Raw genomic sequence first — 13,387 nt, forward strand, 5'->3', positions numbered from 1 at the left:
TACTACAAAATATAAATCTTTTCCTCCTTTACACATATTATAATGTATTGCTTTCTATATATTTATTATATAAAGGAAATGTGGGGGAATTATGAAGATAAATTAATTATCTCTTATTCCTTATTATTACAAATTATGATTTTTATTTCGTTTTTTCTTTAACATTAAGTTTTTTTGTGTATAATTAATATTAAGAAAGAATTTTTAAAATTTTTTGAATTTTAAAAATTCATATAAAAATAACTATATAAAATTTAAATAAAATTTTCTGTGACTTTGTCACAAATCAATTAATAATATTTTGTTAAAATTTTTTTGAATAAGGAGGGATTTATATGGATTTTAATTTATCCTTCAGTACTGCAGATATATTTAGAAGTCAGCCAGAGCTTGAACCTGACAACATCTATGATTTACTAATTATCGGAGCCGGTCCAGCTGGACTTAATGCTGCTTTATATGCAAAACGTAAAGGTCTTGATGTTGCAATTATTACAAAAAGAAAAGGTGGTCAAATCCTAGATACTTCTACCGTTGATAACTATCTAGGTTTTGCAAATATCAGTGGCGAGGGCTTAGTTGATGAATTTTTAAATCATGTTGAAAAATTAGAAATACCTATTCTAGAAGATACTGAAGTTATTGATACTTTTTCTGATAATTTAATACACCAGATTGTATTATCAACTGGTGAAACTTATAAAACCAAAACATTATTGATTGCCACAGGCTCAAAACCTCGACAATTAGATGTACCTGGTGAAATTAAGTATGCTGGCAAAGGAGTTGCTTATTGCGCAATATGTGATGCTCCTCTATTTAAAAATAGAAATGTATTCATTGCTGGTGGCGGTAATTCAGCTGTCGAAGCAGCACTCGATATTGCTAAATTTGCAAATTCTGTAACTTTAATTCACAGAAGCCAGTTAAGGGCAGATAAAATTTTAGTGGATCAACTTTATAGTCATTCCAAAATATCTGTATATTTAAAAACAAAGATATTAGAAATTACAGGTGATGATGTTATGACGGGGCTATCGCTAGAAAATACTGAAACCCTTAAACACTTCCGCTTAAAAGGCGATGGAATATTTATAGAAATAGGCCATACACCTAATATAGGTCCTTTTAAAGATATTTTAAAGCTTAATGAGCGTGGCGAAATTATAACTAATGAAAGAAAAGAAACTAATATACCAGGGATTTTCGCTGCTGGTGATATAACAAATTCGATGTATAAACAAATTATTATTGCTGCAAGTGATGGCGCTGTTGCTGCACTTGCAATCAATGAATATATTAATCAAAACAAATTATAGAAATTATTCAAGGAGGAATGAATATTATGAAACTTTTTAATAAAGAATTAGAAGAACAATTAAAAGATGTATTTAGTAATTTAGTTGATGATGTGAATATACTTTTATTTACAGATAACAACTGTGACAGTTGCGCTGCAACTATAGATTTTGTAGATGAAATTGAAGCACTAAGTGGTAAAATTCACTTAGAAAAATATACTTTAGCAGATAATGCTGATTTAGCTGATAAATATAACGTAAAATTAGCACCAAGTTTGGTTTTATTAGATGCAAAAAGGAACTATCTAGGTATTAAATTCAATGGAGTACCTGCTGGGCATGAAATAAATTCATTTATTAGTACTATATTAGAGGTTTCTGGAGCTCAAAAAGGCCTTCCAGAAAGTATAGTAGCTAGAATAAAGGCAATAGACAAACCTGTTAATATTAAAGTCTTTGTTACACTAACTTGCCCTCACTGCCCTGGTGCAGTTCAAACAGCTAATAAGCTTGCATTAATGAATGAAAATATTGAAGCAGAAATGATTGAAGCTCAAACATTTAGAGATTTATCTTCTCGCTTTAAGGTATCAAGTGTACCTAAAATTGTCATTAATGACAAGTATGAGCTAGTTGGAAATCAACCAATACAAGAATTCTTAAATGCAATAGAATCAATGTAAAAATAGACTTATTATAAAGCAAGGAAAACAGTAATTTTCCTTGCTTTTATTTTTGGCACATTCAAACAAATAACAAGTCTATTTTCTAGCCTATTTTCCATCATTCTACGTCGGCAAATTGCCCTAATAGCTCGCTATAAGAGCAATTTGCCTCCTTGCCTGATGAAAAATATGCATAGAAACTTTTGACTTGTTATTTACTTTCATGTGCCTTATTTAATTAAATATTAACAAAGATACACTTGACTAAACATTATATATAGTAGTAAAATTATCAAGAAAATTGAAACTTTGTTAGGTGAGGCTCCTATACAGATACATGCTGCTGCCCGGAAACGTCGAAAGACGCCAATGGGTCAACAGGTATTACCGGATTAAGGTTCTACTTAATGTAGCCGAAAACTTTAGTTTTTCTATGCTGTATAGTGCTAAAACTCAACGAGTGAAGGCAAACATCAAAATTAATATTAGTATAGGCATTTTATGTGCATTTATATGATTTTTATTTAGATTACTACCCCTTCACCTTAAGTGAAGGGGTTTATTTTTTAAGGAGGTGTATCCAAATGGATGATAATGATACGGATGAGGATAATATGTATTTTTATTTAAGTTCAAGTAATACTATTTTTATGGGCATTAATTTGGATACCCTTTTGATGCCCTAATTTAAAGGGGTGAAGTACATGAAAAGAACAACAAATTTCTTTTTCAGTAAAATTCTCAATAAAGAGGTTCATAATATTTCAGATCAAACTATTGGTAAGTTAAAGGACTTCGTTTTAGACTTTAACAAAGAAAAACCAGCAATAGTTTATGTACAAATTACTAGCGGCAGAAAATCCTTTTATATATCTGCTGAAGCGCTTGATGTTTTTAAAGATGATAGAGAAAAATATTATATTAAAATTAACAGCGAAAGTCTTGTAATGAAATTTCCAAATGAAAAAGATGTTTTTTTAGTAAGAGATTTCTTAGACAAGCAAATAGTAGATATTAATGGTAGAAAAGTTGAGCGTGTAAATGATGTGCGACTTGGAAACATAAATTCTCTCTGGCAGATTGTTGCTGTTGATATAGGAACAAGAGGTTTACTTAGACGACTTGGTATTGAGTATCCGTTTATTAAAGTTATAGAAACTTTTAATTATAGATTAAGAAATAAATTAATTATTTGGAATGATGTTCAAACTCTATCCACAGATATTAATAATTTGCAGCTTCATATGCCTGCAAATAAAATTGAAACTTTACATGCAGCTGATATTGCAGATATAATCGAAGATCTTGATACTAAAAGTCGAGATATATTATTCCACAGTTTAAATAATCAAAAAGCTGCTGAAGTTCTTGAAGAAATTGAAACTGATGTCCAAGTAAATATCTTAAAGTCAATGTCTGACGAAAAAGCTTCTGATATTCTTGAAATAATGCCATCTGATGAAATAGCTGATATCTTAGAAGAAATAGAAGAAGACAGAGCTGAAAAGTTATTAACTCATTTAGATGAAGAAAGTCAAGACGAAATCAGAGAACTTATGGAATACGAAAAAGAAACTGTAGGAAGTATAATGTCAAAGGATTTCCTAACTTTTCTACCTGACATAACCGTAAGCGATGTGTTGAAATGGATTGAAGATAATACACCTGATGATGAAGAAGGCTATTATATATACATTACAAATGATAAGGAAAATCTTATAGGCATGATTTCTTTATTTTCTCTTATTACTTCAAATAAAAATGATAAACTTTATAACATTATGAATACTAGACCTCAAAGTTTACACGATACTGATGAAATAGAAGATGCAATCAGCCTAATGCATAAGTACAATCTTGTTTGTGTTCCTGTTATGGATGAAGAAAATTATTTAGTTGGTGTAGTCTCCTTAAATGATAGTATTCACGAATACAAACAATTAAGGAGGGTTGTATTATGAAGAAAGTATTCTCAGGAAAATCAAAAAAATTATTCTTTATTATGACAATTATCGGACCAGGCTTAATAACTGTAAACGCTGGAAATGATGCAGGTGGAATTACAACCTATGCAACTGTTGGAGCTAGCTATGGCTATAAAATGTTATGGGGATTACTTTTAATCACCTTCAGCCTTGCAGTAATTCAAGAAATGAATGCTAGAATGGCAGTAGTAACAGGCAAAGGCTTATCTGACTTGATTAGAGAAAAATTTGGAGTTAAATTAACTTTTTTTGCAATGAGTATTTTACTTATAGCCAACATGGGAGTTGTATTTGGAGACTTTGCTGGTATTGCTGCAAGTTTAGAATTATTTGGTATAAGTAAATTTATTTCAATACCTATAGTATCGATAGCTATATGGCTTCTTGTCACTAAAGGTTCTTATAAAAAAGTTGAAAATATCTTCTTACTTTTTACCTTTGTATTTTTTACTTATATTATATCTGCTTTTTTAACAAAACCAGATTGGGGTAATGTTTTTAGATCAATGGCAACTCCTACAATTGAACTAAATTCAGCTTTCCTACTTACTTTTATAGGTATGATTGGTACAACTATAACACCTTATATGCAATTTTATTTACAATCCTCAATAGTTGACAAAAAATTAAGTCTTTCAGATTATAAATATGAAAAACTTGATGTTTATTTAGGCTCCTTTTGGGGTAATGCAGTAGCATTTTTTATAATTGTATGTACAGCAGTAACTCTTTATAAAGCTGGAATATCAATAAATAGTGCCGAAGAAGCAGCTCTTGCATTAAAACCACTAGCTGGTGATGCTGCCTTTATGCTTTTTGGTGCAGGTTTATTTGGAGCTTCTGTTTTAGCTACAGCCGTTATTCCCCTATCAACTTCCTATGCGATATGTGAAGCCTTTGGATGGGAAAGTGGTGTTGATAACGACTATAAGGATGCCCCTGCTTTCTTTGGAATATATACTGGTATAATTATTCTTGGAGCGTTATTTATATTAATTCCAGGTATATCACTTATTGATATTATACTTGCTACTCAACAAATAGCAGGATTACTATCACCAATAATATTAACCTTTATGATAATATTAATTAATGATAAAAGAATAATGGGCAAATATGTTAATACAAAAGTACAAAATATTATTTCTTGGGCAACTGTACTATTTATTATTACTCTTTCTGTAATTTTATTTGCATCCCAATTAATTGGTTAATAGAATAACTTTAAAAGCAAAATTTTAGTGGTAGCTGTCATTGTGACTTGCTACCACTTTTGCAATAAATTGCCATTATCCACTATTTAATCATTAATATTTATATAAGTAATTATATATTTATTTTTCATCAACTTTATTGATTATTTCTGCTGCTATCTTCTTACATTCATTTAAACTTTTTGTATATATGTCATCACCAAATGTTTTTAAAAAAATATTATTTATCTCAAATGCTAATTGTTCTATTGTTATATAATTATTTGATTTCAAGACTTCCTGTATTTTTTCTATTTCTGAAATATATTCATCGGCTGGAGCAATAGGAAACAATCCAATAGGATCCCAATCATTTATTATTGTCATTATTATATCTTTCATATTCTCTTTCCCCCCAAAGTCACAGCTTCTTCTGCCCAACTTAATGATAATCTAAAAATCAAATTTATCAGTTGCTTCTTTCACAAACCTCACATCCCATTTTAGCACTAAATTTTAACCAATCTCTCATTTCCAATATTTATAAATAAAATCTGCCATTTTCCCTTACAAATAACTTTCGATACATTTTGTATTACAGACTTTATTTCTTCGTATACATTCCATCTATTAATACTTTTTTATATATTCCTCCCACGTATCTGGATAAATCTTTTTAATTTGTTCAAGTCTATCTTTGGGAATTTTAGTCTTCCAATAATCAACGCCTTGTCTTTCAAACTCATCAACTATTTCCATCTTTTCTTTATGTCCTTCTGAACCTAATTCAGTAATCCAATTTCTTAATATATCTACTGGATAGAATTTATCTTCTGGATTTTCACCAGGCATCGTAACATTTTCTCCTCTATAATATGGCTCATTTACTTTTGCTTTTTTTTCCACTATTAAATAATATGCATATTTAATTTCTTCACTTTTAGTGTTAGGCCCCACATGATTCAATGCCTCAATTGCCGCACTTGCTCCACTTTTCGTTTTATAATTAATGTCAGCCCCTCCTTCTACTAACGCCTTTGTTTTTTCAAGCCCACACCCAATAGAATTCATCAAAGGACTTGTCCCTTTCTCCAAAATATCACGAGCATGTCCAACATAATTTTTATTAGGATCCGCTCCATAACTAAGTAAAATTTTCACATACTTAGGATCAGTTTTGTAATTATTATCTATCCAAGAATAACCTGCAGCTAAAAAAAGTGGTGTTTCTCCATCCTTTGTTGAAGCTATATTAGGATTAGAACCACATTTTAATAATGCTTCTACTGATTCATACTTTTCCATTCCTACTGCCCATAATAAAAGAGTAGCACCATATTTAGGATCTTGATAGTTTAATAACGCTTGATTATTCTTTCCTATTTTTTCTATCTTTTCTGTCTCCTGATCCCTCACAGCTAATGCTAATTCCCACACTGGAGTAGCCCTATAAATCATTATATTATTAATCCTATCTCCACCCTTATCAGCCATTTTATTTATCACATAGTTAGAAGCCGTACCAATTATATGATAAATAGATATTATAACTATAAAAATTACTGTTATAGCAATTATTTTCTTACGCATAACCTAACTCTCCTCTTAATTATCTTCCTTTAAAATAATAACAAATGGAACTACATATATAATTTTTCTTTTCATTACTCTACCTACTTTATAATTTAATATATTCCTATCTTCAACGATATCTCTAAAAAATCCACTATGATAATTGTATTAACAATTTCAATATTTACTAATCAATAAATATTTGATTTTCTTGGTCAGGAGTACGAATATCCCATATTTTAAAGTTTTCATATTGTTCATCAGAATCGCCATTCCTAATGCAGTGAAATTCAAACAAAAAATTTCCATTTCCTTTTTTATTATAAAATCTGATATATATTTCATGAAAATCATTATGATACTTTTTATTATGATATTTTTCAATACTGGAGAATACATCATCAGTTAGCAAAAAATCTCTAGTATCTTTAAAAACCTCTTTAACTCTAATAAAATCCACATCTTTCTCTAAAGAATACTTAAGAAAAATACACCTTTCATTGTCGTAAACTTCCACATTTTTTATAGATCCATATTCTTTTTGTATGTTTTTTTCAAATTCATTCCATCCCTTTGGATGTAAATCATTATATTTTACACACATGTATACTCCTAATATAAGAATACCAATAGCAATTATTAATATAATCATATACTTGACCATATATTTAATAACATCTATAATAAAGTTTTTAATCTTATCCAAGAATATTCCACCTCTCAAAACTTTATATAATAATTTTCGATTGGTAACACCCTTTAGTTTAATTTTTTCAATAGTATTTATAAAATTAAACTTCATTTCATATAATTGCAATTAATAAAGGATATCTTATATTAATCAGATATTTGATTGAATTTAATAAAAAAATAAAGGTAGTAGCTAAACTATTACCTTTATAACTTTGCCTCAAAATATTATTTTTGTTGAACATATGTATATAAATTTTCATTCTTAATTATAGTAAATCCTTGATAAAAAGCAAACTCTTTATAAGCATTTGCTACACTAGAGGTTATTGAAAATTAAAAAAGGAGCAAACTGTTTCCTGTCAATCAGACACAGCTTACCCCTCTTTAATTTAGATTTGATACTTCGATAAATCATTTTTAAAGGTTTCAGTAATCCCTTTAAAGTCATATATATTTTCTATAAGTCTCTTAATTTCATTAGTATAATTAGTTACACTTGCACTTACTTCTTCAGAAGATGCTGAATTTTCCTCTGCAATAGCAGCTAAAGATTCTATATCATCATAAACTTTAGTTATAGAGTCAGCCTCTGTATTTAATCTATTAATTGTTTCAATCATAGAATTAGCTACACTTTGTACAGATTGATTAGCTTCGAAACTTATATCTCTAACATCTTTTAAACTGTCAGTTTCTTTTGCTAATACATCGTATTGACTATCAATTTGATCTGATAATACTTCGATTTCTTTAACAAATATCTCTAAATTCGAATTTATTTCTAAAACAGCATCCTTTGACTGTTCAGCTAATTTTCTTATAGAATCAGCTACAACAGCAAAGCCTCTTCCTTGTTCACCAGCTCTTGCTGCTTCTATGGATGCATTTAAGGCCAACAAGTTAGTTTGTTCAGCAATTCCTGAAACAATGGCAACAATATTAGTTATATCTTTTGCCTTACCTTCAAGATGTGTACCTTTTTCCTTAACTTCATTAAATTTCTCTAATGAATCTAAAATATTCTTACTTGTGTTATCTACATTTTCATAACTATTATTTATCTTTATCATTGCATTTTCAAGTTCTGATTTATTACCATTTTCTTTATTTACTATATTTCTTAAGGCTTCAATATTACCATTAAGAGCTTGCACAGCAGTTTCTGTATTTTGCGCCTGCATAGATGCACCATTTGCAACTTGTTCAACTACTCCACTTATTTCATTAGTAGTGTTATCCATAGATGTTGATATTTCATTAATTTTATTTACAAAAGTATTCATTTCATCTGTAACACCTTTAAATCCAACAAAATCAGCTTGAATAACCTTCTTATGATTCTTAAGAAGCTCATAGATTTCCTCAAAGAAATCATTTGTTTCAATTTTTCCATCTAGATTATATTTATTTTTTATTATTCTATCAAGTTCTTCTTTTATTTGATTCATTGGGGACATCATCAAAGAAACTCCTACAAAAGTTCCTACTCCAGCTACAATACTTCCAATCAACGCTTTAATAATGTTCTCAAAACCTAACATTGGAAGCATTACTATTGCAGATATTACAAAAGTAAATAAACCGGCTTTAGCACCAAAGCTTTTTATAAAACCTAAAGAAAGTAATTTATTGAAGAAATATTTCTTATTATAATATATATCCTTGTCAAAAGTTAACTTTAGCTTTAATTCATTACTAGTTCGTGATAATTCTTCCATCTTTACTTTTTCATTAAAATGCTGACAAGAGCCTTGTAGCATTCCCATGAAATAATCAAACATTCCTCTTGAAGAATTATAACTAAAAATAGCTTCATTATTTGAAATTGGTTCCATCAATACTAATGGTGGCTTTGCTCCTGCAAATTTCTTTGTCATAACAACATGTACATCAAACATTGATTTTAAAAACGAATAAACATTTTCATGTTTAAAAAACGCAGGATAATCATGACTAAAGGATACTATATTGTCTTGTCCAATTTTCCTCCAAAGTTCCCCAACTTTCATATTTTCCTTATCTGCTATGTAATTCATTATTTTATTAACTTCTGCATCATCTATGTTTTCGATAGGTGAAAAAATTTTTTCTGCTCCCCACCCAACATAATCCATTGCATCGTTAACAGTAACATCACCAAATAATTTTCTATTGGTTCTCATCCAAGTCGCTACAACTGTGCCTTTCATCTCATTCTCCTCCTTAGAAAATCATACTGTCTAAATTTTTATTTAATATTATTCTTAATATACTACAATTTAATTGACATTTATAATTATTATATCATTATTAGTAAATTTGTACTATTAACATTAACATTTCCTTATAAATTATTTTTTGTAATTTAATAGATATTAAATTGCAAAAATAAAATCCTCATCAAGTAATTAATACATGAAAAGGACTTAAGGTCAGCACACTAATCCTAAGTGCTAATTTACTGTGCAAAGTATTAAAAGTTACCATCTTTTAAATCATTAAAATTTATCTTTGATAGCTGTAAAACAAGACTTTTCTGCACTCCTGAAAGAGCTCTATGAATTTCACATCTATTTCCCTTTTTAGCATTGCAAAAGCCTGGATCAGCAATACATCTATTAACATATATTGGTCCATCTATGGCTTCTATAACATCTAATAGTGTAATTTCTTCTGGTAACTTATTAAGAGAATACCCCCCATTAATACCTCTGAAAGATTTAATTATTCCAGGTGCAATTAATTTCCTTAAAAGTTTTAATAAAAACCTTAATGGAAGCTCCTCATGTTTTGCCATTGTTGCTGCATCAACTTTAGCTCCATATTCTAACTTTGACAGATAAAGTATTACACGCATTCCATAATCTGCTTCTTGAGTTATTTTCATCTTATCTCCTCTAAACCTTACTACTTTAGTATACTTTTAATATATTATTTTTATTTTCATTTGTCAACTAAAATAAACTTTTTACTGAATCTAAAAAATCTGCAAACATTTCTTCTAATCTAGCAAAAAATCCTTGGGCTTCTTTTGTATTTAATTTATCTTTTAATTGATTAGTTATATCATTCATTTGATCCTTTAAATTGTTATAATTAAGATCTAAGTCATTTATTTTACTCATTACATTTCTTATATTTTCAATATCTTTGTCTGTTAATTTATCCTTATATTCATTAGTAGCCTTATCAACAATTTTATTCAATTCCTCTTTTGTTTTAGGTTTATCTTTTATTACATCTTTCTTGATATTATTCATTAAATTGCTGGCATCATTTTGCCCAATTTTCTCACCAACATCACCAGTTGTAATTAATTCTTCATTTGCTGCTTCCTTTTTATTTTCATCTATTTTCTTTCCTGTGCTAGTATTTTCAAAACCTTTTAATATTCCAGTTAATGCTGCTGTTCCAGATACTTCAAAAGGTGCTGATGCTTTAACATTAGCATTTTCTATACCAGCAGTGATCAATGCATTTTTTATCATTCCATCATTAACCCAAGTTAGATTATTGGTTGAAACATTTAATCCGCCTTTTTCTGTTGGTTCAACATAAGAGCATGATATTGCTTTATTTCCAAGTTGAGCTTCTGATGCAACTTTAGCTAAATAAGTATGTTCTTCTTTTGAAGTTACTTCTAATATACTAGCACTGTTTTTAGTCACTCCAAAAGCTTTTAACATTTCTTGTTTTTGAGCTTCGCTTAAATCAGCTCCTAAAGTAACAGACTTAAATGAATCTGCAAAAACTGGAACTGCTTCAACTGATGTAAAGAAAAGACATATTGCTAAAGATGTCATAGTTAACTTTGCTATAAATAATTTAGATTTCATAATTTTAAACTCCTTTTATTATGCAATAAGTATATTGTCCATACTCTATACTATTTTTTCTTCGTACATTATAGCATAAAACCAATTAACTTTTTCTAATAATAATCTTACATTTATATTAAAATTGTCATTGTTCAAAGAAAGCACCTTCTGGATTTCTTTATAGATATCCAAAGTGAGAATTAGACTTATGCAACAATTACCGAAATCAGATGCATTTATCTTCCACAGGACTAGTGAAATTTTCGCTGGAAGGTTCTAAGTGGAAGGTTGCACCCATTTCTGCATGTTCCTAAAGTAAATTTATGACAAGCAGAAAATGAAACAACCTTCCACTAATAACCATCATCAGCTCAATTTCACATGCCTGCTTCCAGAAAAATGTATCTAATTTCTAGTGCAGTGTTACGATTATAATTTCTTGATAATGCATACATATTCCATTTATAAGTTTGAGTATTAATTTGGATATCTATGATTGATATGTGCAATCTTAATTAGAACTTATATGTAAAATAAAGATGCAAGCTTTCAAATTTATATTGAAAGCTTACATCTCTTATTTTCTTTTTAGTTTTCTATATTTTCTGGTGTTAAGTTTTCTGTATTTTCTGCCCTATCTTCATTTTGAAGTACACTATGCTTACGTCCATAAACAAAGTAAACTATAAAGCCTATTGCTATCCAAACTAAGAAGCCTTCCCAAGTAATTAATTTCAAACCGCATAATAACACTATACAACAAATTATAGCTATAATTGGTGTAACTGGTGCTCCAGGAACTTTAAATATTCTTTTATAGTTTGGCATAGTTATTCTTAGAACTACTACTGCAGCAGAAACTGCAATAAATCCAAATAAGGTTCCTGTATTTAAAAATTCTACAATAATGTCTAATGGTAAAAATCCTGCTATTATTGCAGCAATTGTTCCAGTTATTAAAGTTGAAATATGTGGTGTTTTATGAGTTGGATGAACCTTTGAAAATACCTTTGGTATAAGTCCATCTCTTGACATAACCATAAATACTCTAACTTGTCCATAAAGTACAACCATCATTGTAGAAATCATTCCAAGGATAGCTCCTGTACCTACTAATGCTGCTCCCCAATGTATACCTACTCTAGCTAAAGCACCTGGCACTGCATTTTCAGAAATTATTTCCTTATAAGGAACCATACCTGTAAGTACTACTGCCACTGCAACATACAAAATTGTAACTGCTGCTAAACAAGTTATAAGTCCTAGTGGAATATCTCTCTTTGGATTTTCTGCTTCTTCAGCTGCTGTTGAAATAGCATCAAAACCTATAAATGAAAAGAATAAAGTAGAGGTTGCCGCGAAAATTCCACCAAATCCAGCTGGCGCAAAAGGTACATAGTTAGCTGTATTTATATGTCCTACACCAAGAATTACAAATATAATAATTATAGATATTTTTATTGCAACAATTATATTATTGACTTTTGCACTTTCACTCATACCATAATATAAAAGATAAGTTATAATACCTATTATTAACATTGCAGGTAAATTTACTATTCCGCCTTTACTTGGTGATGCTGTTAAAAATTCTGGTAACATAACCCCAAAGGATTTTAATATATCTACAAAAGTACCTGACCAACCTACTGCTACTGCACTACATGCAACTAAGTATTCAGCTGTAAGGCACCATCCAATTATCATTGCAACTATTTCACCAAATACTATGTATGAATAAGAATATGTACTCCCTGCTACAGGAAACATAGTTGAAAGTTCACAATAACACAATGCACAAAGACAAGCTACGATACCAGCCAAAATAAATGAGATAATTACTGCTGGTCCCGCTAAGTGAGCTGCTGCACCTGTTGCAACAAATATACCTACTCCCACTACTGCTCCTATACCGAAGGCAGCGATATCTTTTGCTTTAAGATTTTTCTTCAATCCTGTCTTCTGCACTCCATCCAGCAGCTTATCTACTGATTTTTTCTTAAAAATGTTCATAAGGGTCCTCCTATTTTTTAATTAGCCCAAAATTCATATCTTATATCTTACAATTTTCTAAGATTTAATTTTTTCCCCAAAATAATCATAAAAAATTAACAAATCACTTAGTATATTATCATATTTTGATATTATTCCGCAAGATATTAACATTCTGATAAATGAGTT

At 29.4% G+C, this 13,387-nt stretch carries 11 protein-coding genes and 1 riboswitch; of the genes, 4 read left to right on the forward strand and 7 right to left on the reverse strand.

What is annotated here, in order from left to right; all coding sequences use genetic code 11:
• The first annotated feature begins 335 nt into the window (after positions 1–335).
• The 4 genes from L3B98_RS25995 (at position 336) to L3B98_RS26010 (ending at position 5,165) form a co-directional block, all read left to right on the forward strand.
• A complete protein-coding gene (locus L3B98_RS25995) occupies positions 336–1,319 on the forward strand; it encodes an FAD-dependent oxidoreductase (protein WP_238918842.1) in 984 nt (327 codons plus the stop codon).
• 26 nt (positions 1,320–1,345) lie between these two features.
• Positions 1,346–1,984 (forward strand): thioredoxin family protein, encoded by a 639-nt coding sequence (locus tag L3B98_RS26000; RefSeq protein ID WP_238918843.1) that lies wholly within the window; start codon positions 1,346–1,348, stop codon positions 1,982–1,984.
• A gap of 283 nt (positions 1,985–2,267) precedes the next feature.
• A riboswitch (M-box (ykoK) riboswitch) is annotated at positions 2,268–2,438 on the forward strand.
• Positions 2,439–2,670: 232 nt separating this feature from the next.
• The gene (locus L3B98_RS26005; RefSeq protein WP_238918844.1) at positions 2,671–3,927 is read left to right on the forward strand and encodes a CBS domain-containing protein; all 1,257 of its coding nucleotides are present in this window, start codon (positions 2,671–2,673) and stop codon (positions 3,925–3,927) included.
• Positions 3,924–5,165: an Nramp family divalent metal transporter gene (locus tag L3B98_RS26010; protein WP_238918845.1), complete on the forward strand. Its 1,242-nt coding sequence runs from the start codon at positions 3,924–3,926 to the stop codon at positions 5,163–5,165. The genes L3B98_RS26005 and L3B98_RS26010 overlap by 4 nt, the downstream gene beginning before the upstream one ends.
• A 120-nt stretch (positions 5,166–5,285) precedes the next feature.
• Here L3B98_RS26010 and L3B98_RS26015 read toward each other — a convergent pair whose 3' ends face one another.
• The 7 genes from L3B98_RS26015 to L3B98_RS26045 form a co-directional block, all read right to left on the reverse strand.
• Complete coding sequence (locus tag L3B98_RS26015) at positions 5,286–5,546, reverse strand: DUF1871 family protein (protein ID WP_238918846.1); 261 nt, start codon at positions 5,544–5,546, stop codon at positions 5,286–5,288.
• 228 nt (positions 5,547–5,774) lie between these two features.
• Positions 5,775–6,734, reverse strand: a complete 960-nt coding sequence (locus L3B98_RS26020) for an ankyrin repeat domain-containing protein (protein ID WP_238918847.1) — start codon at positions 6,732–6,734, stop codon at positions 5,775–5,777.
• Between the two features lie 169 nt (positions 6,735–6,903).
• Entirely contained in the window at positions 6,904–7,422 is a 519-nt protein-coding gene (locus L3B98_RS26025; RefSeq protein WP_238918848.1) for a hypothetical protein, read from the reverse strand.
• Between the two features lie 376 nt (positions 7,423–7,798).
• Complete coding sequence (locus L3B98_RS26030) at positions 7,799–9,598, reverse strand: heme NO-binding domain-containing protein (protein ID WP_238918849.1); 1,800 nt, start codon at positions 9,596–9,598, stop codon at positions 7,799–7,801.
• Between the two features lie 263 nt (positions 9,599–9,861).
• Positions 9,862–10,275 (reverse strand): Rrf2 family transcriptional regulator, encoded by a 414-nt coding sequence (locus tag L3B98_RS26035; RefSeq protein ID WP_015391769.1) that lies wholly within the window; start codon positions 10,273–10,275, stop codon positions 9,862–9,864.
• 67 nt (positions 10,276–10,342) lie between these two features.
• The gene (locus L3B98_RS26040) at positions 10,343–11,224 is read right to left on the reverse strand and encodes a DUF1002 domain-containing protein (RefSeq protein ID WP_238918850.1); all 882 of its coding nucleotides are present in this window, start codon (positions 11,222–11,224) and stop codon (positions 10,343–10,345) included.
• Positions 11,225–11,794: 570 nt separating this feature from the next.
• Complete coding sequence (locus L3B98_RS26045) at positions 11,795–13,219, reverse strand: amino acid permease (protein WP_238918851.1); 1,425 nt, start codon at positions 13,217–13,219, stop codon at positions 11,795–11,797.
• Positions 13,220–13,387: the final 168 nt, after the last annotated feature.

The organism is Clostridium sp. YIM B02555, assembly GCF_022320955.1.
In the GTDB taxonomy this organism is placed as follows: domain Bacteria; phylum Bacillota; class Clostridia; order Clostridiales; family Clostridiaceae; genus Clostridium; species Clostridium saccharoperbutylacetonicum.